Raw genomic sequence first — 22,110 nt, forward strand, 5'->3', positions numbered from 1 at the left:
GCTTAATCGTGGCGTTGCTGGTCAATAAAGTGACGTAAAGCGGCTTCTAGCGCTGGATTATCGACCTCGTTAGCACAGGTCTCCAGCGTGTTTAAAGCGCGATTTGAAGGGGCTTTGATACGTTTATGCTTGCTTTGCGGGCGAGATTTTACTTGCACTTTGACCTTAATTGCGTTAAGGTTTAAGCCTTTGATTTTCCTGGAATTTTGACAAAAATCCCGGATTTTTTGCAAGAGTTGGGTTTCCATTAACTTAATTCTGCTGGCCGCTGCGCCTGACTGTACGGCAATCGTCAGGGCGCCATCATGAAATGCCAGCACATGCGAAAATCTGGAGAATTCCGGGGCAACTGCTGACCAGCATTGCTGTAATTGCTGCCTATCATCCGCTTCTTGTAATAGCGGCTTGAGATCGTGATGATGCTTGAAAATCTGATTGATTTTGAACATGGCGGATTGTCCACAGAATGCATGAATATTGTACACCACCAGGCCAGAAAACGTTGGTAACCCGTAGGGTCATCATGGCTAGCCGGTGAATAGCGAGAGTTCTAAGCATGATTAATATCATTATTGTTTCAGAAAAAATGGCCAAGCCTAAAACACTGGGTGTGTTTGAGAGCATTGGCATGGTCATGGCACTGATCCTGGTGCCCGTCGTGTTGACCTTGTTGTTTATCACACCGCAACAAGTGATCAAGTCACAGGGCGTGAAAGCCATGTTGCCACCACATTTGCGCGGCGCCATGTTGTCTACTCAAAGTCATCTCGATGCTTATGCCAAGCAAATTGGTGAGTTGCAGGCGCGTATTTTGCGCCTGGATGCGCAAAACCAACGTTTGTCCAAATTGGCGGGAGTTAAATCAACTGCGGAGCCGATTAACCAGCGCACACCAGTCAATGAGCTGATGGGGCAAGGGGGGCCGCTGGTTAAAGACTCTCCTTTAAGTGAAGACGATCTCAAAGCAACCATCGAACAAATGTCGGCTGATCTCGACTTCAGGGACGAGTATCAGGGCAAGATAGAGGCGAAGTTGTTGCAGAAAAGTGTGTTGCGCGAAATGCTGCCGAACAGCAGTCCGGTAGAGGCGGCTTACAGCTCGTCTAGTTATGGGTGGCGTATCGACCCGCTCAGTGGTCACCGCGCTTTTCATGAAGGTCTGGATTTTCCGGCATCGGTCGGGATGCCAGTGTATGCTGCCGCGGATGGCATTGTGACAACCGCTGTGCAAACGCCGGATTACGGTAATTTGCTCAAGATAGATCATGGCTCCGGTCTAGAAACCCGTTATGCCCATAACTCCAGATTGCTGGTGAAAGCTGGCGAGCGTGTGCTGAAGGGCCAGAAAATTGCCCTCATCGGCAGCACTGGCCGTTCTACCGGCCCACATTTGCATTATGAAATCCGCCTAAACGGTAACCCGCTGGACCCACGTGAATATCTCAGGAATCACTCCTGACGTTTGCTTGACGAACAATAATCAAGACAACCGCCCTCTATATCTTATACAATCTCTGTTTATTTCAATTTAACGCCGCGTATGCGGAAAATCGGTGTGACTCATGTTAGCCTCGTTGTTTAAAAAAGTTTTTGGCAGTCGTAATGATCGACTGGTCAAACAGTATCAGCAAACCGTCAAACAAATCAATGCGTTAGAGCCCGCGACTCAGGCCTTGAGTGACGAGCAGCTACGGGCAAAAACCGAAGAGTTTAAACAGCGTTACAGCAATGGCGAGTCCCTGGAAAAATTGTTGCCAGAGGCGTTTGCAGTGGTGCGTGAAGGCAGCAAGCGTGCCTTGGGCATGCGCCACTTTGACGTGCAGCTGATCGGCGGCATGGTGCTGAATGCAGGCAAAATTGCCGAAATGCGTACCGGTGAAGGTAAAACGCTGGTGGCAACCTTGCCGACGTACCTGAATGCGTTAACGGGTAAAGGTGTGCATGTGGTCACTGTCAACGACTACCTTGCCAAACGCGATGCCGAGTGGATGGGGCAGCTCTACAACTTCTTGGGCTTGAGTGTGGGCATCAACCTGTCGCAAATGCCGCACGACGCCAAACAGCAGGCATATGCCGCTGATATTACCTACGGTACCAATAACGAATTCGGTTTTGATTACCTGCGTGACAACATGGTGTTCAGCAAAGAGGAGCGCGTTCAGCGTCCTTTGCACTATGCGCTGGTGGATGAGGTCGATTCTATCCTGATTGATGAGGCGCGTACGCCATTGATTATTTCTGGCCAGGCCGAGCACAGCGTGGATTTGTATGGCGCGATTAACGAAGTTGCCAAACAATTGGTCCGCCAGCAAGTTGAAGACGGTGAAGGCGATTTCTGGGTCGATGAAAAAGCGCAGAGCGTGACCATGAGTGAAGCCGGTCACGAGCACGCTGAGCAACTGCTGGAGCAAACAGGCTTGCTGACGGCAGGCTCCAGTTTGTATGAGCCCGCCAATATTACGCTGGTGCATCATTTGTATGCCTCCCTGCGCGCGCAAAATCTCTATCACCGCGACCAGCACTACGTGGTGCGTAATAATGAAATCGTCATTGTGGACGAGTTTTCTGGCCGTATGATGCCGGGCCGTCGCTGGTCTGATGGTTTGCATCAGGCGGTGGAAGCCAAAGAAGGCGTGGCGATTCAGAAAGAAAACCAGACGCTGGCGTCGATTACGTTCCAGAACTATTTCCGCATGTATCAAAAGCTTAGCGGCATGACAGGTACAGCAGATACCGAAGCCTACGAATTTAACCAGATCTATGCGCTGGAAACCGTGGTGATTCCTACCCACAGGCCTGTGCAGCGACAAGATGCCATGGACAAGGTGTACCGCACCGGCATGGAAAAATACAAAGCGGTGATCGAAGATATCAAGCAATGCCAGGCCAAAGGCCAGCCGGTATTGGTCGGTACGACTTCAATTGAAAACTCCGAGCTGATTTCGCAATTGCTGACCCAGGCCAAACTGGAACACCAGGTGTTGAACGCCAAGCAGCATGAGCGCGAAGCAACCATTGTTGCCGAAGCAGGCCGTCCAGGCATGATCACCATTGCGACCAACATGGCCGGTCGTGGTACCGACATTGTATTAGGCGGTAACTCCGAAGGTGAAATTCACGCCATTCGTAATGATGCCAATTTGAGTGACGCGGATAAAGAAAGCAAAATTGCCCAATTGAAGGCTGAATGGCAGCAACGCCACGATGCCGTATTGGCCGCGGGTGGTTTGCATATTATCGGCACTGAGCGCCACGAGTCACGTCGTGTCGATAACCAGTTGCGTGGTCGTTCCGGCCGCCAGGGTGACCCAGGTTCTAGCCGCTTCTACCTGTCACTGGAAGACCAGTTGCTGCGTATTTTCTCCGGTGAGCGTGTCGCTGCGATCATGACCCGCCTCAATATGCCAGAAGGCGAAGCCATTGAGCATGCCATGGTGACGCGTGCGATTGAAAACGCGCAGCGCAAGGTGGAAGGCCGTAACTTCGATATCCGTAAACAGTTGCTCGAATACGATGATGTGTCTAACGATCAGCGCAAGGTGATTTACGAGCAGCGGAATGAGTTGCTGGAGTCTGTCGATGTTGGTCAAACCATCCGTGCCATGCGTGAGGATGTGATTAACAGCCTGTTTAATACCTATGTGCCACCAGGCAGCGTGGAAGAGCAGTGGGAAGTGCCTGCGCTGGAGCAGGCCTTGCAGGACGAGTTGAGCATGCACTTGCCAGTTGGTGAGTGGCTGGAAAACAACCCTGACCTGCATGAAGAAACCTTGCGTGAGCGCATTCTCGATGCGGCGAACGAAAGTTATGGTTCAAAAGAGGCCTTGGCAGGCAATGACAATATGCGTAATTTCGAGCGCGCCGTCATGCTGCAAAGCCTGGATAACCACTGGCGTGAACACCTGGCTGCCCTGGATCATCTGCGTCAGGGGATTCATTTGCGTTCTTATGCGCAAAAGAATCCTAAGCAAGAATACAAACGTGAAGCGTTTGAGTTGTTTGAGTCTTTGCTGAATACCGTTAAGAGCGAAGTCACCAAGATCACCATGCAGGTACAAGTGCGTTCCCGCGAAGAGCTGGAAGAGGAAGAGCGCCGTGCCGAAGAGGCCATGCGTGCAGCCGATGTAGGTAACTTGCAGTATCAGCACACCGATTATGATTCTGCATTAACCAATAGCGGTGATGCGGCACAGCCGCCACAGGGCTTGCCAGAAGGTGTACGCGTCGGTCGTAATGATCCTTGTCCATGCGGTTCAGGCAAGCGTTTTAAAAACTGTCACGGCGCATTGAGCTAAGGTGTATTTAGTTTAGGTGTATTGAGCAAGGCAGCGAAAGGGATTCAACATGTCAGACCAGGAAATTCCATCCCCATGTGTCGGGGTGTGTAGCATTGATGACAGTAATGGTTTTTGCCAGGGCTGTTTTAGAACCATAGAAGAAATTCGCCAGTGGTGGGATCTCGATCCTGCCGGTAAAGCCGAAGTGATCAAATTGGCGAATGCGCGCGAAGCGGCAGTATTTGGCGATTAGTTACCAGCCTGATAGTCACTTACCTTCAGTCACAAAGTAAAAAGCCGGCAATTGCCGGCTTTTTTATATTCTGGGTGGAGCAGGTTACAAGTCAGCCAGCGGCTGGTTGCCTAACGTATTCGATTGTGCATCCAGTTTGCCGATGACCATCTTGAGGGAGAGGTTTAGGCTTTGTAGGGTCTCTATATCCAGCGTGGCCAGCACTTGCGGCAAAATGCCATCGACAGGTTGGGGTGCTTTGGCCAAAACGGTATGGCCTGCCTCTGTCACAATCAGACCTACTTTACGTTGATCCTCGCTGAGGCGCTGTTTTTCAACCAGGTGTTTTTTAACCAGTTTTTCTACCAACAGGCTACAAGTGGATTGGTGAATCGCAAGGTTTTCTGCCAAGCGTGAGACACCTAATTCTGGATGGCTGGCGATTTCGTGTAAGAGCCACAACTGGGAACCTGAGATGCCGCACGAAGCTTCAATTTCTCTAAAATGTTGTCTGACGGTACCGAAAATAATTCGAAATTGTTTTAAAGCGTCTTTGGCGAGTGAGTTTTGCATAATTAATTTAATGTAAATATTTTATATGTTCATTTTACCAGTTTCCACCAGATAACATGGATTCCCGATGTTTATCGCGATAAAAATTCCCGCTTCTAAAGGTGGTTTTAGACAAAAAAGTCGGTTTTAGCCACAAAGCTGCGCTTGGTTTGGCAGACCGGTCTGTCTTATTTGAATCGTTATTTTGATAGTAAACCGTCGGCAGAGACGGCTTGTTGCTGGTATAAAGAGGATAACGTTTCTAAGCCAAATGCGATGACATCCTCGCTTGGGAAATGTGGAATGGTTTGGGCTAACTGTAGTAAGTGCTGATGTGCAGTGGCGGTTTGTGTATGTAGCTGTTGCAAGAGTTGGTAAGTCATTGCATTTAGCTGGATGAAGCGAACTTTGAATTCGGGCGTACGATAAACCAGTAAAAAGGTTGGTATGGTCTCAACCAAACTGTGCTTTTTGGAGAGTCGGTGTACTGCATAATCATAATGCAGCAATTGGTGCGCCTCACATAACTGCACCACGCGATGTAGCAGCGTAGATGCTGTCGCAGCCGCCGCTGCAAACGCAGGTGGTGCAGTGACTTGCTGGCTAAGTGCCAGCTCTATCCATTCATAGTGTGCGAGTTGTGCGGTGTAGGCTGGATAGTCTGCTGGGGTCTGCGTGCGCAAAAAAGACACAAAACAGCCTGGAATATCTTTAAACAATGGGCTGTTAAATGACTGTGACGCAAAACACTGCCGCACCAGTTTGCTAAAGCGGCGTTTGCCAAGAATGTCGCGCAGTACCGGGAAGCAGGCACTGACACTGGCATAAAAGTTATTAAACACGATTTCACGGTAAATACGCATGCGCTTGGCGTCGACCCCTGCCGGTTTGGCATGCAGGGCAGGTTGCCGCAAGTGAGCGGTGAACGCCGCTTGGTAGGCTTGAAATGCAGGCATCAGGCTACCTTGTGCAGGGTGTTTACGTGGAGGGGACGTGCGTGCTGTTGTAGTGAGGCAATCTGGTCAACCTCCTGCATGAGCACAGGCAGCGGCGGAATATGGCTGTCACGTTCGAGCAAGGTCGGGAACACGCCCAGTTTGTCATAGGCGTATGTTAGCAGGCGCCACACCGGGTCGATAATCGCATCGCCATGGGTATCCACCAGCAAATTTGCTTCTACTTGCAAATGCCCGGCCATATGGCCGTAGACAATGCGCTGCGCAGGCAGCAGGTCTAAAAAAGCATAAGGGTCAAAGCCAAAATTGACGCTATTGACGTAGACGTTATTAATGTCCAGGTGCAAATCACAGTCAGCTTCGGTCAACACGGCATTGATAAAGCTGATTTCATCCATCTCAGAGATGGGGGCCGCCACGTAAAATGAGGCGTTCTCTACGGCGATACGGCGTTGCAGAATATCCTGCGTTTGCTGGATGCGCTGGGCGACATATTTCACGGCTTCTTCAGTAAACGGCAGTGGCAGTAAATCGTAAATATAGCCATTGGCAGTGTCGCTGCAATAGCTTAAATGTTCGGTATAGAGCGGAATTTCAAACTCAGACAGAAACTGTTTGACCTGTTGCAGAAAGCTGACATTGAGCGGGTCTGGCCCGCCCAGTGACAGGCATAAACCATGGCAGGCGATCGGGTAGTGCGCGACCAGCCAGTCCAGTTCGGCGGCATATTTGCCACCGGCCTGAATCCAGTTTTCAGGCGCAATTTCCAGGAACTGCAAATGCGCCAGGTGCGGCTGGCCATATTGCTGCATGAGCTGGGGCAATAGCTCACGCTTCAACCCCAGGCCTGCACCATGAATGTCCGCTAACTGTGCCATGGTTGTTTTTTGACAATGATTACTTGCTAGCGTGGCAAGAGCCTTCTTTCATTTTCTCGGCTGAGCAGCTACCTTCTTTCATCTTGTCTGCAGAGCAGGAGCCCTCTTTGGCTTTATCATGGTGGCAAGAGCCTTCCTTCATTTTTTTCTTCTCGGCACCACATTTACCGCTGCTACATTTACCTTCTTTGGCCTTGCTGTCTGCAGCATCTGCTACCTGGTAGCCTTGGCCCAGTGTTTTTAATTCAAACGGATTGTTGCCTGCATGGGCAGTAGCCGCTGCAATGGATAAGGCGACTGCGCCAGTCATTAAAGCCATTTTATGTGTCGTCATGTTGGTTCCTTTTTAAAACAGGGTTTAAAAGCGGACATCAGTAAAACTTGTCCAGTTGTTGCGTAATGCGTTCCCGTGCTGCCGCTGATAAAACATCCTCAGTACGATCCGTGGCGTGCGTCTGCCAAGATTGCATCGCACCTTGAATCCACTTGAGCTGCTGCGTAAAGCGTCGGCAGTAGACGCAAATCAGCAAGTGCAACCTCACTGCCCAGCGCTCACGCCAGGTGAGCGGGCGGTCAAGTGATTGCGACACCAGTATGCTGGTTTGTTTGCAATTCAACATCTCTTTTTCCGTTTCACCTTGTGCGTTACCAGTGCATTTCAAGACATTTTCGCAGTCCCATGCGGGCCCGGTATAACATTACCCATGCATTGGTCGCGGTGATGTTCAATGCCTTACAAATTTCTTCATTATCCAACTCATCAACATCGCGCATGGTGAAAATGGCTGCCAGTTTTTGCGGCAAACGCGCCATGCATTGCTGCAATACCTGCAAAAACTGTTTTTGCTGCAAGGCGTCATGCGGAATATCCCATGCCTGCGGTTTTTCTGCCCAATGACCAGTGTCGTCAAAAAATTCATCCATATTGGCATCTTCTTCAGTCAGGAGTTCCGATGCCGGGATTTCGCGCAGTTGCTTGCGCATGCAGTCAATGATTTTGTGTTTGAGGATGCCGGTGAGCCAGGTGCGCGGGCTGGATTGTTCGGCAAAGGTGGGGCTTTTAATCGCTGCCAGCAGGGTTTCCTGCACCACATCTTCCGCTTGATGCGGGTCGCGCAATCGCGTCAGCGCAAAGCGATATAAGTAATCGCCATGTTCGTTAAGCCAGTCGTGCGGGTTAGCTGCCATGACGGCTATTGAAGCATAATTCAGGTAGATGGGGCAATGTTGGCGCGCTGTTCGATCAGGCTCAGGTAATGCGCTGCATCCAGCCCGGTGTGGTTGCGCTGCGCCAGCCAGATGGTTTCGGCCAGGCATTCTAGCAAGGCATGTTGTGCTTCGTGCTCTTGCTGAAAGCGTGTACACAGTTTGCCGTAGGCTTGGGTAATGCCAATCGGCTGGTTAATGCTGATTTGCTCCTGGATGGACAGGTGCAGGCTCATGTGCAAAAACGGGTTGGTTTCGCCCATTTCCGGGTAGTAGGCTTGCTCCAGGTATTGTTCTGGATGATCCAGGATGGTGTGGTATTCGGGGTGCATATGCATAATGCCGACTGCCATTTTTTCGAGGTCGGTTAATATGCTTTGCTGTTTGAATTTGGCCCAGGCGTCAAAGAAAAACTGGCGCACTTCATCGCGGCTAGGATTAAATAAGGCCATGATTAACTCTCTGTCGGTGGTTTGACCGGGTGTATTTGTTTGTCGTGAAATTCACATAAATCGGCAATGCAACATTCGCCGCATTTGGGGCTACGTGCCGTGCAGGTATAGCGGCCATGCAAAATCAATAAATGATGCGCGTCTTTTAAGAACTGCTTGGGGGTGGTGCTTAAAAAACGTTGCTCTACTTCCAGTACATTTTTGCCCGGCGCCAGTTTGGTGCGATTGCCGACGCGGAACAAATGCGTGTCGACGGCAATCGTAGGTTGTCCAAAGGCGGTATTGAGAATCACATTGGCGGTTTTACGCCCGACCCCAGCCAAGGCTTCCAGTGCGGCGCGCGTGTCCGGCACTTCACCGTCATGCAGGTCCAGCAGTTGCTGGCAGCATTTGAGCACGTTGTTGGCTTTGGCATGATAGAGGCCTATGGTTTTAATATAGCTCTCCAGTCCTTCCAGGCCGAGGTCGAGAATGGCTTGCGGCGTGTTGGCGACTTTGAACAGTTTGCGGGTGGCGATGTTTACGCCTTTGTCAGTCGCTTGTGCTGACAAAATCACTGCAATCAGTAACTCAAAGGTCGAGCTGTGTTCCAGTTCTGTGGTCGGATTAGGAATGGCTTGCGCCAGCCTCTCGAAAATCGCCAGTCTTTTTTGGGCATTCATAACAAATAGTTCATTGATTACAGCAGGGGTTAACCCAGTTTTTGCGCCTTTACACGTGCCATCGCGGCGGCAATCGCTGCTTTTTTAAGTGCGTCTGCCGAGGCGGCGGGTGTGCCGACTTTCTCCGTCTCAGCATGTATCGTGGCTGGTTTGTGATAGGTTTGGGCTATGTTGTGTTTTTCAAGCGTCTGCCGGGCGAGTCGCTGCTCGTGGCGACGTCGCGCCAGCGCTGCCTCCTCAGCATTCATGGCCACTTCTCGGCCAGCCACCGTTTGCATGCTGATGCAATCGACTGGGCAGGGCGGCAGGCATAACTCACAACCGGTACACTCCTGGCTGATCACCGTGTGCATGCGTTTGGAAGCACCGAGAATCGCATCGACCGGGCAGGCACTGATACATAGCGTGCAGCCGATGCATGTAGTTTCATCAATCACCGCGACCGCTTTGGCTTTGGTGATGCCATGGGCGAGGTTTAACGGCTGATAGGGGCGTTGCAGTAAGGTGGCCAATGCGTGTATGCCTGCGTCTCCGCCCGGCGGGCATTGATTGATGTCTGCTTCACCATTGGCGATGGCTGTCGCGTAAGGTTTGCAGCCATCGTAGCCACACTGGCGGCACTGTGTTTGCGGCAGCAGGGCGTCAATCTGCGCAATCAATGTGTCCTGCTTGAGTCGGCTCGTGGTCTGCATGTTAGCTGCCTGGCAAAAACGCTATTTCATCGCGGTTGCAAAGGCTGTCATTATAACTGAAAGCAGGATTGGCGATGGCCTGGCAGGCCGTGTCTGGTGGCTAAGCGGGTTCTTTGGCGTTCAGGCGCATAATCAGTTAAAATATTCGCTTTATTATTGAATGGCGCTAGGTATGTTTACGGGCAGTTTGGTCGCAATCGTGACCCCGATGTTTGAAGATGGTCGTTTGGATCTGGACGCGCTCAAAAAGCTGATCGATTTTCATATCGACGCCGGTACCGATGGCATTGTCATCGTTGGTACCACTGGCGAATCCCCCACCGTCAATGTTGACGAACATTGTTTGCTGATTAAAACCACGGTTGAGTATGTCTCCAAACGTGTGCCTGTCATTGCCGGCACGGGGGCCAACTCAACTGCAGAAGCGATTGAACTGACAGCAAAAGCGAAAAGCCTGGGTGCCGATGCCTGCCTGCTGGTCGCGCCTTATTACAACAAGCCGTCACAAGAAGGTTTGTACCAGCATTTTAAAGCGGTGGCTGAGGCGGTTGCCATTCCACAAATTTTATACAATGTGCCTGGCCGTACCGGCTGCGATTTAAGCAATGACACGGTGCTACGTCTCGCACAAGTGCCTAATATCGTCGGCATTAAAGATGCGACGGGTGGCATTGAACGCGGCACCGATTTGCTGTTGCGTGTACCGGCCGACTTTGCCGTGTATAGCGGTGATGATGCGACCTCGCTGGCATTAATGCTGCTGGGTGGCAAAGGGGTGATTTCGGTGACTGCCAATGTAGCGCCGCAATTAATGCACGACATGTGTGTGCATGCCTTGAATGGGGATATCGCTGCGGCCAAAGCGGCCAATGCCAAATTGTTTGCCCTACATCAGAAATTGTTTGTAGAGGCGAACCCGATCCCGGTGAAATGGGTATTACAGCAAATGGGCTTGATTGCGACCGGCATTCGTTTGCCGCTGGTGAATTTGTCCAGCCAGTATCATGAAGTATTACGCAGTGCCATGAAACAGGCAGAAATTGCCGCTTGATTGGGCCAAGACTAATTTAGGGTGAAATAAGTGAAATACATGAATCATGTTTGGTTACAACGGGCCGTGCTGGTCAGCCTGGTGACGGTGCTGGCAGCTTGCGATTCTATCCCGTTTATTGATAACAGCTCTGATTACAAGGGTGCAGGCCGTTCCAAACCGCTGGAAGTGCCACCCGACCTGACTGCTGTACGTACCAGCAGTACTTATAACGTGCCTGGTAGCACCAGCTATTCTGCTTATAGCCAGAATCAGGATGCGCAAGAGCAAAATGGCCCGCAGCCCGTGCTGGCCGATATGAAAAACGTGCGCATGGTTAAAGCTGGGCAACAACGCTGGCTGGTAGTGAATGCCCCGGCTGAAAAAATCTGGCCGATTGTGCGTGATTTCTGGCTGGATCAAGGCTTTGCGGTCAAAGTGGAAAACCCGGAGCTGGGTGTGATTGAAACCGAGTGGTTGCAGTCAGATGCCATTAAGCCAAGAGAAGATAACCGTGGCTACGGTGAGAAATTCGATGCCTGGCTGGATAAGTTGTCCGGTTTTGCAGACAGACGTAAATTCCGCACCCGCCTGGAACGCGGTGAAAAAGAAGGCACCACTGAAATCTATATGACGCATCGTACGGTGGCTGGTGCGCCGGATGATGGTAAAAACTATGTGACTACGCAGTTGGGTGTGATTGACACTGGTTATCGTGCGGATGCCGCTGACAAGAAAAATACTGCGGGTCAGGAGTTTGATGCTGACCTTGATGCTGAATTGTTGCGCCGCATGATGGTCAAGCTGGGTCTGGATGAGCAGAAAGCGGACCAGGTCATGACACAGGCGGCTTCTGACAAGCGTGCAGATGTGATTAAAGAGCCTGACCAGAGCGTGACCTTAAAACTCAATGAGCCATTTGACCGCGCCTGGCGTCGTGTTGGTCTGGCGCTGGATCGCATTGGTTTTGTCACCGAAGACAAAAACCGCTCTGAAGGTATCTTCTATGTGCGTTATGCCGATACTGATGCAGAAGACCCGATCAAGCAGAAAAAAGGCTTGCTGGAGCGCCTGAAGTTCTGGGGTAGCGATGAGGACGAAAAAGCAGCGGCACCCGCAGAAGTCAAACCTGGCGATAAAACCAAGTTCTGGAAAGGCACCTCTGATGGTGACAAGTCCAGCAAGCAATATCGTATTCAGGTGCTGGAAAACGCAGATGACACCACTGATGTCTATGTGTTGACGGTGGATAACAAGCGCAATACGTCGACGACGGCTAACCGTATTATTTCCCTGCTATATGAGCAACTGAAATAACAGAGGTCAGGTGTGCGATTTGCATCTTTAGGCAGTGGCAGCGCAGGCAATGCCACTGTGGTAGAAGCCGGGGAAACCCGGCTTTTGCTTGACTGTGGCTTTAGCGTGAAAGAAACCGTACAACGTCTGGCGCGTCTGGATCTGCAACCTGAACAACTTTCAGGCATCCTGGTCACGCACGAGCATGATGATCATGCGCGTGGCGTGTTCAAACTGGCGGCGCGTTACCAGATTCCGGTCTGGCTCACACATGGCACTTACAGCATGTGCCAGCGCTATTTGCCCACACAACCTGTCACGATCAATATCATTGATGCGCATAGCGCGTTTGCGCTGCAGGAAATCGAAGTGCACCCTTACCCGGTGCCGCACGATGCGCGTGAACCGGCACAATTTGTGTTTGGTGATGGTGCCCGGAAATTTGGTGTGTTGACTGATGTTGGCAGTGTCACGCCGCATATTGTGATGATGCTACAAGGCTGTGACGGCTTGCTGCTGGAGTGTAATCATGACCTGGAAATGTTGCGCACCGGCCCTTATGCACATTCACTCAAAAAACGCGTAGGCGGCTGGCTGGGGCACCTGGATAATCAAACCAGTGCGCAATTGCTTGCCCAGCTGGATAACAGCAAACTCAAACAGTTGGTCGCGGCGCATCTGAGCGAGAAAAATAATACGCCTGCTTTGGCTAAGCAGGCGTTGAGTACAGTGCTAGGTTGCGCCAGTGACTGGGTGCAGATTGCCCATCAGCAAGCCGGGCTGGGCTGGCGTGATTTATAAAGCTTAATCCATCACCATGATCTGTTCTGATAAACGGATCATGCGCTCAACCGGCGTCACCCAGACAATGCCATCGCCGACATTGCCGGTGTGGGCCACTTCAACGATGGTTTGCAAAATGCCTTCTACCAGTTCATCCGGCACCACCATATACAAATAGACTTTGGGGCTGTAATCGGTCAGTTCTTCGCGCACACCTACACTTGGTTTTTGCAAGTGGGGGCCGCAGCCCTCCATCTTGTTGACCGACATGCCAGGAAAGCCTTTGATATTGCGCAGTGCGGAGCGTATCTTTGCCAATCTCGCCGGTTGTATGACTGCTTTGATTTCTTTCATAAAAGTATCCTTTTGAGCATAAACTCACTGGGTCGGCATTATGCCTCTATCTTGCTTTCTTCAAACTTACGATAGAGGGTGGGCACCACAATCAGGGTGAGTAGAGTAGATGTAATCAAACCACCAATCACCACAATCGCCAACGGTCGCTGTACCTCGGCGCCCGGGCCTGTTGCAAACAGGAACGGCACCAGCCCCAGCATGGCCACGGTCGCGGTCATCATCACCGGCCTGAAACGCTGGGCACAGCCTTTGCGGATGGCTTCGAGCTGACTCAGGCCTTCTTCACGCAGCGTGCGGATGTAGGACACCAACACCACCGCATTCAACACGGCTATGCCCCATAAGGCAATAAAACCGACGGAAGCAGGCACGGACAGGTATTCACCGGTAATAAACAAGGCAATCACGCCGCCAATCGAGGCAAATGGCAACACCAGGATAATCATGGTGGCAAATCGCAAAGACTGGAACAGCAGGAACAGCAGGAAGAAAATCGCTGCAATGGTGACCGGGATAATAATCATCAAGTGACCCATGGCGCGTTCCATGTTCTGGAACTGGCCACCGTACTCCAGATAATAGCCATCCGGTAATTGCAGTTTTTGTCCTAATACTTGCTGTAGCTCAGCCACAAAACCACCCAGGTCGCGGTCTTTGACGTTGACGCCAATGACGATACGGCGCTTGGCCAATTCGCGGCTGATTTGCGCCGGGCCATCCTTGATTTCAATGTCGGCCAGATCTTCCAGCGCCACGCGTGAGCCGTTGGGCGAGGTCAGCATAATGTTGCGGATGGCTTCTTCGTTATTACGGAAAGATTCCGGATAACGCACAGCGGCTGAGAAACGGCGTTGGCCTTCAAAAATCTCGGTTGCAATCTTGCCGCCAATCGCCGTTTCAATCACGTCATGCACATCGGACGCGTTGATGCCATGGCGGGCAATCGCCTGACGGTCGATGGTGATATTCAGGTATTGTTGTCCTGATACCTTCTCGACCTTGATCTCCGTCGCACCTGTCACCGTACCGGCCAGCTTGGCAATTTCATCCGCTTTCTGCTTGAGCGAATCCAGGTCTTCACCAAAAATCTTCACTGCCACATCCGCACGCACACCGGTCAGCAATTCATCGACACGGTCAGAAATCGGTTGTGCCATGATGATTTGCACGCCTGGAATATACTTCTCCAGCACTTCGCGCATTTTCTCGGCGATGTCATCCTGTGTCCAACCTGCAGGCCACTGATCACGCGGTTTGAGGCTGATAATCGGCGTCGATTCGTTTTGTGCTTGCGCATCGGCCGGGCTTTCACCGCGACCCAGGCCGGAGATGGCTGACTTGATGCCTGGTACTTGTTCCATGATCAATTTCATCGCTTTGTTTTCCATTTTCATGGATTCTTCCAGCGAGATATTCGGCACACGGTTGATGCCAGGGACGATGGAGCCTTCTTTCATTTCCGGGATAAATGAAGTGCCCAGGAACGGAAACAATGCAATGGTGCCGACGAACAGCAGGCCGGACGCCATGATAGTTTTTTTCTCGTTGTTGAGCACCCAGTTCAATGCCGATAAATAGGGCCGCTTGATGGCTTGTATGAGCTTGGTGTCGTCACCACTGCCACCTTTTAGCATGTATGAGCACAGGGCAGGGGTCAGGGTGAGTGACAATACCAGCGACACAAACAGCGCAATGGCGATGGTGTAGGCCAAAGGCGCAAACATTTTGCCTTCCATGCCTTCCAGCGTCATCAATGGCAAGAACACCAGGATGATGATACCGACGCCAAATAATACTGGCGTCGCCACTTCAGTCGCTGCTTCTAGCGCCACGCGAATGCGGCTTTCGTCTTTGCGGTGGCCCAGGTGGTGAAAGGTGTTTTCAACCACCACCACAGAACCATCGACCATCAGGCCAATAGCGATCGCCAGGCCACCTAATGACATCAGGTTAGCGGAAATGCCATAGTGGTTCATCACCATAAAAGTGATTAAAGGGGTCAGGATCAACGTACCCACCACGATCAGGCTGGAACGCACATCACCCAGGAACAGGAACAAAATCACAATCACCAGGATAATGCCTTCAATCAGCACTTTGGTCACCGTGTGCAGCGCGGCATCCACCAGTTCGCTACGATCGTAGTAGGGCACGATCTGCAAGCCGTGTGGCAACATGCCTTTGCTGTTGATTTCCTCAACGCGGGCCTTGATACGGCTGACTACTTCTTTGGCGTTGCCGCCACGCATCATGATGACAATACCACCGACGGATTCGGTGTCGCCGTTTTTGAGCACGACGCCGACCCGCACTTCATGGCCGATGGTGACTTCAGCCACATCGCGGATATAGACCGGAATACCGTTCTCTTCCTTGAGCACCATGTTGCGGATGTCGTCCAGGTTTTGTACCAGGCCCACACCGCGAATCAGGTATTGCTCTGCATAATGCGGCAAAATACCGCCGCCGCTGTTGGCATTATTGCGCGCCAGTGCTTCATACACATCTTTGAGTTTGATCGAAAAATGCGTCATGCGGTCCGGATTGACCAGCACCTGGTATTGCTTGACATAGCCGCCTTGCGAGTTGATTTCGGCCACGCCGGGGATGCCGCGCAGCAGGGGGCGAACCACCCAGTCCTGAATGGCGCGACGCTCTGTGAGGTCTGCCTGGGTCAATGCCTTTTTACCGTCATCCGGTTTATCCAGCGTGAATTGATAAACCTCACCCAAACCCGTAGAGACTGGCCCCAAGATAGGCGTTACGCCTTGCGGCATGCGCTCCATCACTTCCATCAAGCGTTCCATCACCAGTTGACGGGCAAAATAGACATCAGTGCTGTCAGTAAAGACCAGCGTGATCAGTGACAAGGCATTTTTATTCACCGAACGCATTTCGGTCAGGCCAGGCAAGCCTGTCATGGCGATTTCCAGCGGCACGGTGATAAACCGTTCGACTTCTTCCGGCGATTTGCCGGTGGCCTGTGTGGCAATCATGACCTGGACGTTAGTCACGTCAGGGAAAGCATCGACTGACAGTTTTTTAACCGCAAACAGGCCCGCCAGAATCAGCCCGACGGCCAAGACCAGCACAATCAGGCGCTGCTTGAGCGCGCCTCTAATCAGGGATTCAATCATGCTTTACTCCATTTCTTTGCGCTTGCGTTCATTGTTGACATGAAACGCGCCATCGAGCACGATTTGATCGCCTGGTTGCAGGCCTTGCAGCACTTCCCTGTTGCCCTGGTAAGTACGGCCCAGGGTGACGGGCAGCAATTTATATTGCGTTGGTTTTAAGGTTTGCACAAACACATGGTCAGCATTGTTTTCACGCACCACGGCGGTAGAGGGGATGGCAATCACTTTTTCCGGTTTGGCTTCCAGCAAAATGGTGATCAGCATGTCTGGCTTGAGCAGCATTTTTTCATTGTTGATATTGGCGCGTGCCATCACGGTACGCGTGGCCGGGTTCACAATGTCGCCGACAAAAGCTAGGGTGCCTGTGAGTTCGGCATCGTCCAGGGCAGGCACTTCAATATCCAGCGACTGGCCTTCTTTAATGTGCGCAATTTGCTGCTCAGGGATTTCTGCCACTGCCCAGACATGGGACAAATCAGCAATCACAAACAGCTCTTCTGCGGGTGCCACCACCTGGCCCAGCCTGGCTTTACGTGCAATCACGGTGCCGGTGATTTTAGAGTTGACCTGGCTGGTCGACATGCCGCTGTTGTGCAAGCCCAGTTGGGCAATGCTGGCAGGCGGCATGCCGAGTACCAATAACTGGTCACGGGCGGCATTCAATTCCGCATTGGCCGCATTGAGCTCGCCCTCGCGGCGCTGTAGTTCTGCCAGGCTGATCACATCCGCTTCCAGCAGTTGCTTGGCACGGTCCACGGCTTTGGTTTGCAATTGCATCTGCTGGCTGGCCTTGATGTAGCTCAGCTGGTATTGCGCAAGTTCTGTACTCTTGATGACAGCCAGCCGCTGGCCAGCTTTCACTTCATCGCCCAGGTTGACATCCAGCGTGCTGATGCGGCCGGTGATAGATGCACCTGCCCTGGATTCATATTGCTCATCGACCTGGATACGGCCTGGAATACGCAGGGTATCAATAAACGCCAATTCTTCTACCGCACCGGTACGCACGTTGGCAGCCAGTTCTTTGGTCAATGTGACCAGGCTGGGATCTACGACTTCTTTGGTTTCTGCTGCCGGGGCGGGTTTTTCGGTGCACGCGGTAGACATCACTGCCAGTGCGGCAGCGAGCAAAGTTGAAAATAAAACACGAGACATGACCATCCCCTTATGGTTGAACCAAATCCGAACCGATGAAGCGTTCGATTTGCAATACACTGAAAAAATAATCGAATTTGGCAATCAGATAGTCACGTCTGACATCACGATTGACGCGTTGTGCATCCAGGTATTCCAGGATGCCGCGCTCTCCGAACTTATAGGCGGCTTCTGCGCGACTCAGGGTCGCTTCTGATTGTTGCAACAAGCCGTTCTCAAAGACTTTGAGCTGATTGCTAGCAATCACGGTGCGCTGGTAGGCGCTATCAATCTCTTTGCGTAGCACCTGTTGTTGCAGCTTGATATTGGCGTCTGCTTCCTCTATGCCTGCAGCGGCCTGGGCAATCTGGCCTTCACGGCGGTTCCACACCGGCAATGGCAGCACAACGCCCACCCTGAAGGTGTTCAGGTCCGGGTCTTGGGTGAAGTCAGACTTCAATGTGAGGCCAGGAAAACGCAAGGCTTGCTCCAGCTTGAGTTTAGCCTCGGCACTGTCTTTGGCGGTAAACAGCTGCTGCAAGTAAGGGTTGTTCTCGGCAGATTTGCGTAACTCGGTGATGGCCGGTAAGTTTGAAATCGTCGGCAGTTCAGATTTGACATCGAAGGTGTCTGGCATATTGCCTATCATGCCGCGCAAAATGGCTTTGGCTTCATCAATGCGGGTTTGCGCACTGGCGTAATCCCGTTCGGCTGCCAGTACTTCAGTGTCGGCCTTGATCAGCTCATACCTGGCGGCTTCACCCACGTCTACCTTGCGTTTGATTTTGGTCTGGATTTCTTGCAGGATGCTCAAGTTGGCACCCAGCATTTGCAAAATCTGCTGGCGCAGTAGCACCGTTAAATAGGCTTGTTTGATTAGGTTGCGCAAATCAAAACTGGTGGTTTGAATGCCTTTTTCGGCATAAGTCAGTTGTTGTTCTGCCAGTTCCCGGCGTGAGGTACGGGTGCCAGGAAAGTCCAGGGGTTGTGAAATGGTGACGCCATAGTTTCTTTCACTGGCGCCTGGCGTGGGTACGCCGCGGTATCTGGCCGGGCCTGCCATCACTTCCATATCGGGGTTGTAGAAAGATCTTGCCACGGTGATGCCTGCCGCAGCAGCTTCAATTTGTGCTTTGCTCACGGCCATCATCGGGTTTTCGGCGACGGCTTTATCCAATAAGGTTTTTAGGTCAAAAGTAGTTTCTGCAAACGCAACGGGAGTGATGCAACAATATAGCCACAAGAGCCTGCATACTTTCCGCCAGCGGGTCTGACTTAACATAACGATCCTTTTTTAGATGACTGTTCATCGCATGATGTCACAGTCATCTTAACTAATGATTAAAATGACGCTCTTTACCTGCACGGCAAATTGCGTTGGATAGTTTTTTAAGCGCGTTGCGGAGGCCGGTCTAGCCAGAAGCTCAGGAGCAGATGGTAAGTGGAGAGTTGATGTTCTGGAGCGAGGTGGGTGGTTTTATGCAGCGGATAGCTAAAGCCTGGTAGCAGGATTTTATCGACGTCTACTTCGGCGATTTCCAGCATGTCGACGCAACAATATCCTTCGCCAAAGTCAGCGGATAAACTGTCATCAATGGCATTGGAAAGGCTGGTTGCGGAAATGCCGGTTTCTAGTAGCGTAGTTGTGACCGCCGGTTCGGCAGCAGTTGTCTGCAAAGCAAACATCAAACACAACGCATGTAGAAAATAAAATATCTTTTGCATTACAAAATCATATCTGTCAGGCAATACATTTACAGCAATAATTATACCAGTAATGCGAACACACCTAACATATTGATTTTATGTCACTCGTGGCCAAGATAGGCAGATCTGGTAGCGCGTTTGGGACTTTTTGCACCAAACTGGTGCGTGAAAGCCACGGTAACATTATAGTAGATGTCACCGTGGTGTCAAAGTTCCAGCCAGACTAGGCTGAAATGGTTTCTTCTTTAAAAATCAGTTTAATCTGGTCGTTGTCATCAATATCGATATGGACGTGACCGCCATCGTTCAAGCGACCAAACAGCAACTCATCCGCCAGTGCTTTACGAATGGTGTCCTGAATCAATCTGGCCATCGGGCGTGCGCCCATCAGCGGGTCAAAGCCTTTTCTACCCAGATAGGCTTTGAGTTCGTCACTAAAGGTCACATCGACTTTCTTCTCGTGCAACTGATCTTCCAACTGCATAAGGAACTTGTCGACCACGCGCAGAATGACGTCTTGGCTGAGTGCACTGAATGACACGGTGGCATCCAGGCGGTTACGGAATTCAGGGCTGAACAAACGTTTGAGATCAGCTGCCTCATCGGTGCTGTCTTTGCTGTTGGTGAAGCCTATGCTCGATTTAGACAGGTTTTCCGCACCAGCGTTGGTGGTCATGATAATGGTCACGTTGCGGAAATCTGCTTTACGGCCATTGTTATCCGTCAACGTGCCATGATCCATCACTTGCAACAAGATGTTGAAAATGTCTGGGTGTGCTTTCTCAATTTCGTCCAGTAACAACACGCAATATGGTTGTTTAGTCACCGCTTCAGTCAGCAGGCCGCCCTGGTCAAAGCCCACATAGCCCGGAGGCGCACCAATCAGGCGAGACACAGCATGACGCTCCATATATTCGGACATGTCAAAACGCAGCAATTCAATGCCAAGCACATAAGCCAATTGTTTGGCGACCTCGGTTTTACCAACACCGGTCGGGCCAGCAAACAGGAAGCTACCAATCGGTTTGCTGCTGTTGCCCAGGCCACTACGCGCCATTTTGACGGCGGAAGATAATACTTCAATCGCTTTGTCCTGGCCAAAGACCACGGCTTTCAGGTCGCGCTCCAGTGTTTTCAGTGCGTTACGGTCATCACTGGAAATGTTTTTGGGCGGAATGCGCGCAATTTTGGCAATGATTTCTTCAATCTCTTTATTGCCAATAATCTTCTTCTGTTTGCTTTTTGGCAGGATACGTTGCGCAGCACCAGCCTCATCAATCACATCAATCGCCTTGTCTGGCAAATGACGGTCATTGATGTACTTGGCCGACAACTCAGCCGCCACAGTCAGCGCACTGGCGCTGTATTTGACGCTATGGTGCTCTTCAAACTTGGTTTTGAGGCCTTTGAGTATCTCAATGGTTTCGGCCACACTCGGCTCTTGCACGTCGATTTTCTGGAAACGGCGTGACAAAGCATGGTCTTTTTCAAAGATGCCGCGATATTCCTGGTAAGTGGTGGCGCCTATGCATTTGAGTGAGCCATTGGATAATGCAGGTTTCAGCAAATTGCTGGCATCCAGCGTGCCGCCACTGGCGGAACCGGCGCCAATCAGGGTATGGATTTCGTCAATAAACAAAATCGCATCCGGTTTCTCGGCCAGCTGCTTCATGACGGCTTTCAGGCGTTGCTCAAAGTCACCACGGTATTTGGTGCCAGCCAGCAGGGCACCCATGTCCAGTGAGTAGACCGTGGCGTTTTCCAGTACTTCTGGAATGTCGTTGCTGACAATACGTGAAGCCAGGCCTTCGGCAATGGCGGTTTTACCCACACCGGCTTCGCCTACCAGCAAAGGATTGTTTTTGCGGCGGCGGCACAAGGTCTGGATCACGCGCTCAAGCTCTTGGCCACGACCAATCAAGGGGTCAATTTTGCCAGCAATCACTTGTGCATTGAGGTTGAGGGTGAAATTTTCCAGCGCGCCGGTACTGACGCTTTCGCCTTCAGTTTCCTGCTCAGTGCTGGATGCTTTAGGTTCGTTTTCCTGGATTTTGGCCACACCATGCGAAATGAAGTTGACCACGTCGAGGCGGGTCACACCTTGCTGATGCAGGAAAAATACGGCATGGGAATCTTTTTCACCATAGATCGCGACCAGCACATTGGCGCCGGTCACTTCTTTTTTGCCGGAAGACTGTACGTGCAACATGGCACGCTGAATCACACGCTGAAAGCCCAGGGTTGGCTGCGTGTCGACTTCTTCAGTCCCGGCCACGGTGGGGGTGTGTTCTTCGATATATTGGGTCAGTTCACTACGCAGCGTATCAAACTTGGCCCCGCAAGCGCGCAGGACTTCTGCGGCGGTTGGGTTGTCCAACATAGCCAGTAACAGATGCTCAACCGTAATCAATTCGTGACGCTTTTGTCGCGCGTCCATAAACGCCATGTGCAGGCTAACTTCAAGTTCTTGAGCAATCATGATGACTTTCCTTAATACACTACACTACAAAAACGCCTCATTCACAGATGCCAATCCATGCAATCCGGCAAAACTTGTCTGTTTATTGTTATCGTGCTTTTTTTCAAAAAATTCAATGCTCCGTGGCCGCTTTTTGCTCAAGTTTATATGAGTCAAGCACAACAGAATCACCTCATTACCATGCTACCACTGTGAAGCCTGACTCGAACCGCGAGTATGTCAGTGTATTTGCCCGATATTCTCAGGATGCTACACCTGCAAACCAGCGCGAACCTTGCTG

The 22,110-nt window shown here is 51.4% G+C and carries 23 protein-coding genes; 7 read left to right on the forward strand and 16 right to left on the reverse strand.

Going from position 1 to position 22,110, the window contains the following annotated elements:
• Nucleotides 1-2: 2 nt before the first annotated feature.
• Complete coding sequence (locus tag INP78_RS01520; protein WP_194740451.1) at nucleotides 3-449, reverse strand: DUF721 domain-containing protein; 447 nt, start codon at nucleotides 447-449, stop codon at nucleotides 3-5.
• A gap of 107 nt (nucleotides 450-556) precedes the next feature.
• On the opposite strand from INP78_RS01520, the gene INP78_RS01525 reads away from it, so the two are divergent.
• The 3 genes from INP78_RS01525 (at nucleotide 557) to INP78_RS01535 (ending at nucleotide 4,530) form a co-directional block, all read left to right on the forward strand.
• A complete protein-coding gene (locus tag INP78_RS01525) occupies nucleotides 557-1,459 on the forward strand; it encodes a M23 family metallopeptidase (protein WP_194740452.1) in 903 nt (300 codons plus the stop codon).
• Between the two features lie 103 nt (nucleotides 1,460-1,562).
• Complete coding sequence (gene secA, locus INP78_RS01530; RefSeq protein ID WP_194740453.1) at nucleotides 1,563-4,295, forward strand: preprotein translocase subunit SecA; 2,733 nt, start codon at nucleotides 1,563-1,565, stop codon at nucleotides 4,293-4,295.
• A gap of 49 nt (nucleotides 4,296-4,344) precedes the next feature.
• Nucleotides 4,345-4,530, forward strand: coding sequence for a DUF1289 domain-containing protein (locus INP78_RS01535; RefSeq protein ID WP_194740454.1), 186 nt, complete (start codon nucleotides 4,345-4,347; stop codon nucleotides 4,528-4,530).
• 84 nt (nucleotides 4,531-4,614) lie between these two features.
• Here the strand turns inward: INP78_RS01535 and INP78_RS01540 are convergent, their stop codons facing one another.
• The 9 genes from INP78_RS01540 to rsxB all read right to left on the reverse strand — a co-directional run bounded on the left by INP78_RS01540 (nucleotide 4,615) and on the right by rsxB (nucleotide 9,907).
• Complete coding sequence (locus INP78_RS01540) at nucleotides 4,615-5,082, reverse strand: MarR family winged helix-turn-helix transcriptional regulator (RefSeq protein ID WP_194740455.1); 468 nt, start codon at nucleotides 5,080-5,082, stop codon at nucleotides 4,615-4,617.
• A gap of 179 nt (nucleotides 5,083-5,261) precedes the next feature.
• Nucleotides 5,262-6,017, reverse strand: coding sequence for a DUF2063 domain-containing protein (locus INP78_RS01545; protein WP_194740456.1), 756 nt, complete (start codon nucleotides 6,015-6,017; stop codon nucleotides 5,262-5,264).
• Nucleotides 6,017-6,895 carry a DUF692 domain-containing protein gene (locus tag INP78_RS01550; protein WP_194740457.1) on the reverse strand — a complete coding sequence of 293 codons (879 nt, stop codon included), beginning with the start codon at nucleotides 6,893-6,895 and terminating at the stop codon, nucleotides 6,017-6,019. The genes INP78_RS01545 and INP78_RS01550 overlap by 1 nt, the downstream gene beginning before the upstream one ends.
• Before the next feature lie 19 nt (nucleotides 6,896-6,914).
• Entirely contained in the window at nucleotides 6,915-7,229 is a 315-nt protein-coding gene (locus INP78_RS01555) for a hypothetical protein (protein ID WP_194740458.1), read from the reverse strand.
• Nucleotides 7,230-7,266: 37 nt separating this feature from the next.
• Nucleotides 7,267-7,515: a zf-HC2 domain-containing protein gene (locus INP78_RS01560; protein WP_194740459.1), complete on the reverse strand. Its 249-nt coding sequence runs from the start codon at nucleotides 7,513-7,515 to the stop codon at nucleotides 7,267-7,269.
• 25 nt (nucleotides 7,516-7,540) lie between these two features.
• On the reverse strand, nucleotides 7,541-8,083 hold the full coding sequence (locus tag INP78_RS01565; RefSeq protein ID WP_194740460.1) for a sigma-70 family RNA polymerase sigma factor: 543 nt from the start codon (nucleotides 8,081-8,083) through the stop codon (nucleotides 7,541-7,543).
• Nucleotides 8,084-8,103: 20 nt separating this feature from the next.
• The gene (locus INP78_RS01570; protein WP_194740461.1) at nucleotides 8,104-8,553 is read right to left on the reverse strand and encodes a DUF1841 family protein; all 450 of its coding nucleotides are present in this window, start codon (nucleotides 8,551-8,553) and stop codon (nucleotides 8,104-8,106) included.
• 2 nt (nucleotides 8,554-8,555) lie between these two features.
• Nucleotides 8,556-9,215, reverse strand: a complete 660-nt coding sequence (gene nth / locus INP78_RS01575; RefSeq protein WP_194740462.1) for an endonuclease III — start codon at nucleotides 9,213-9,215, stop codon at nucleotides 8,556-8,558.
• A gap of 29 nt (nucleotides 9,216-9,244) precedes the next feature.
• A complete protein-coding gene (rsxB, locus tag INP78_RS01580; RefSeq protein WP_194740463.1) occupies nucleotides 9,245-9,907 on the reverse strand; it encodes an electron transport complex subunit RsxB in 663 nt (220 codons plus the stop codon).
• Here rsxB and INP78_RS01585 point away from each other — a divergent pair.
• The 4 genes from INP78_RS01585 to INP78_RS01600 are packed head-to-tail and all read left to right on the forward strand — an operon-like array spanning nucleotide 9,906 to nucleotide 13,034.
• Complete coding sequence (locus INP78_RS01585; protein ID WP_194740464.1) at nucleotides 9,906-10,067, forward strand: hypothetical protein; 162 nt, start codon at nucleotides 9,906-9,908, stop codon at nucleotides 10,065-10,067. The two genes, rsxB and INP78_RS01585, sit on opposite strands and share 2 nt — an antisense overlap.
• A 12-nt stretch (nucleotides 10,068-10,079) precedes the next feature.
• Nucleotides 10,080-10,958, forward strand: a complete 879-nt coding sequence (gene dapA, locus INP78_RS01590; RefSeq protein WP_194740465.1) for a 4-hydroxy-tetrahydrodipicolinate synthase — start codon at nucleotides 10,080-10,082, stop codon at nucleotides 10,956-10,958.
• Between the two features lie 39 nt (nucleotides 10,959-10,997).
• Nucleotides 10,998-12,254, forward strand: coding sequence for an outer membrane protein assembly factor BamC (gene bamC, locus INP78_RS01595; RefSeq protein ID WP_194740466.1), 1,257 nt, complete (start codon nucleotides 10,998-11,000; stop codon nucleotides 12,252-12,254).
• A 12-nt stretch (nucleotides 12,255-12,266) separates the two neighbouring features.
• Nucleotides 12,267-13,034, forward strand: a complete 768-nt coding sequence (locus INP78_RS01600; protein ID WP_194740467.1) for an MBL fold metallo-hydrolase — start codon at nucleotides 12,267-12,269, stop codon at nucleotides 13,032-13,034.
• A gap of 3 nt (nucleotides 13,035-13,037) precedes the next feature.
• On the opposite strand, the gene INP78_RS01605 is transcribed toward INP78_RS01600, so the two are convergent.
• The 6 genes from INP78_RS01605 to clpA form a co-directional block, all read right to left on the reverse strand.
• On the reverse strand, nucleotides 13,038-13,370 hold the full coding sequence (locus INP78_RS01605; RefSeq protein ID WP_194740468.1) for a P-II family nitrogen regulator: 333 nt from the start codon (nucleotides 13,368-13,370) through the stop codon (nucleotides 13,038-13,040).
• A 38-nt stretch (nucleotides 13,371-13,408) separates the two neighbouring features.
• A complete protein-coding gene (locus tag INP78_RS01610; RefSeq protein ID WP_194740469.1) occupies nucleotides 13,409-16,510 on the reverse strand; it encodes an efflux RND transporter permease subunit in 3,102 nt (1,033 codons plus the stop codon).
• 3 nt (nucleotides 16,511-16,513) lie between these two features.
• On the reverse strand, nucleotides 16,514-17,665 hold the full coding sequence (locus INP78_RS01615) for an efflux RND transporter periplasmic adaptor subunit (protein ID WP_194740470.1): 1,152 nt from the start codon (nucleotides 17,663-17,665) through the stop codon (nucleotides 16,514-16,516).
• A 10-nt stretch (nucleotides 17,666-17,675) separates the two neighbouring features.
• Nucleotides 17,676-18,821, reverse strand: a complete 1,146-nt coding sequence (locus INP78_RS01620; RefSeq protein ID WP_255526702.1) for a TolC family protein — start codon at nucleotides 18,819-18,821, stop codon at nucleotides 17,676-17,678.
• 212 nt (nucleotides 18,822-19,033) lie between these two features.
• Nucleotides 19,034-19,369, reverse strand: coding sequence for a hypothetical protein (locus INP78_RS01625; protein ID WP_194740471.1), 336 nt, complete (start codon nucleotides 19,367-19,369; stop codon nucleotides 19,034-19,036).
• 205 nt (nucleotides 19,370-19,574) lie between these two features.
• Nucleotides 19,575-21,830, reverse strand: a complete 2,256-nt coding sequence (clpA, locus tag INP78_RS01630; RefSeq protein WP_194740472.1) for an ATP-dependent Clp protease ATP-binding subunit ClpA — start codon at nucleotides 21,828-21,830, stop codon at nucleotides 19,575-19,577.
• Nucleotides 21,831-22,110 lie beyond the last annotated feature (280 nt).

This window comes from Methylophilus sp. 14, assembly GCF_015354345.1.
GTDB lineage: Bacteria > Pseudomonadota > Gammaproteobacteria > Burkholderiales > Methylophilaceae > Methylophilus.

What these genes read in the sequence shown, in the direction of transcription:
- secA (WP_194740453.1), top strand. Translation starts at nt 1,563, where the DNA reads ATGTTAGCCTCGTTGTTTAAAAAAGTTTTTGGCAGTCGTAATGATCGA.
- dapA (WP_194740465.1), top strand. Translation starts at nt 10,080, where the DNA reads ATGTTTACGGGCAGTTTGGTCGCAATCGTGACCCCGATGTTTGAAGAT.
- INP78_RS01550 (WP_194740457.1), bottom strand. Translation starts at nt 6,895, where the DNA reads ATGGCACAGTTAGCGGACATTCATGGTGCAGGCCTGGGGTTGAAGCGT.
- INP78_RS01585 (WP_194740464.1), top strand. Translation starts at nt 9,906, where the DNA reads ATGTTAGCTGCCTGGCAAAAACGCTATTTCATCGCGGTTGCAAAGGCT.
- INP78_RS01540 (WP_194740455.1), bottom strand. Translation starts at nt 5,082, where the DNA reads ATGCAAAACTCACTCGCCAAAGACGCTTTAAAACAATTTCGAATTATT.
- INP78_RS01535 (WP_194740454.1), top strand. Translation starts at nt 4,345, where the DNA reads ATGTCAGACCAGGAAATTCCATCCCCATGTGTCGGGGTGTGTAGCATT.
- INP78_RS01570 (WP_194740461.1), bottom strand. Translation starts at nt 8,553, where the DNA reads ATGGCCTTATTTAATCCTAGCCGCGATGAAGTGCGCCAGTTTTTCTTT.
- clpA (WP_194740472.1), bottom strand. Translation starts at nt 21,830, where the DNA reads ATGATTGCTCAAGAACTTGAAGTTAGCCTGCACATGGCGTTTATGGAC.
- INP78_RS01520 (WP_194740451.1), bottom strand. Translation starts at nt 449, where the DNA reads ATGTTCAAAATCAATCAGATTTTCAAGCATCATCACGATCTCAAGCCG.
- nth (WP_194740462.1), bottom strand. Translation starts at nt 9,215, where the DNA reads ATGAATGCCCAAAAAAGACTGGCGATTTTCGAGAGGCTGGCGCAAGCC.
- bamC (WP_194740466.1), top strand. Translation starts at nt 10,998, where the DNA reads ATGAATCATGTTTGGTTACAACGGGCCGTGCTGGTCAGCCTGGTGACG.
- INP78_RS01605 (WP_194740468.1), bottom strand. Translation starts at nt 13,370, where the DNA reads ATGAAAGAAATCAAAGCAGTCATACAACCGGCGAGATTGGCAAAGATA.
- rsxB (WP_194740463.1), bottom strand. Translation starts at nt 9,907, where the DNA reads ATGCAGACCACGAGCCGACTCAAGCAGGACACATTGATTGCGCAGATT.
- INP78_RS01525 (WP_194740452.1), top strand. Translation starts at nt 557, where the DNA reads ATGATTAATATCATTATTGTTTCAGAAAAAATGGCCAAGCCTAAAACA.
- INP78_RS01625 (WP_194740471.1), bottom strand. Translation starts at nt 19,369, where the DNA reads ATGCAAAAGATATTTTATTTTCTACATGCGTTGTGTTTGATGTTTGCT.
- INP78_RS01565 (WP_194740460.1), bottom strand. Translation starts at nt 8,083, where the DNA reads ATGGCAGCTAACCCGCACGACTGGCTTAACGAACATGGCGATTACTTA.
- INP78_RS01560 (WP_194740459.1), bottom strand. Translation starts at nt 7,515, where the DNA reads ATGTTGAATTGCAAACAAACCAGCATACTGGTGTCGCAATCACTTGAC.
- INP78_RS01615 (WP_194740470.1), bottom strand. Translation starts at nt 17,665, where the DNA reads ATGTCTCGTGTTTTATTTTCAACTTTGCTCGCTGCCGCACTGGCAGTG.
- INP78_RS01545 (WP_194740456.1), bottom strand. Translation starts at nt 6,017, where the DNA reads ATGCCTGCATTTCAAGCCTACCAAGCGGCGTTCACCGCTCACTTGCGG.
- INP78_RS01610 (WP_194740469.1), bottom strand. Translation starts at nt 16,510, where the DNA reads ATGATTGAATCCCTGATTAGAGGCGCGCTCAAGCAGCGCCTGATTGTG.
- INP78_RS01555 (WP_194740458.1), bottom strand. Translation starts at nt 7,229, where the DNA reads ATGACGACACATAAAATGGCTTTAATGACTGGCGCAGTCGCCTTATCC.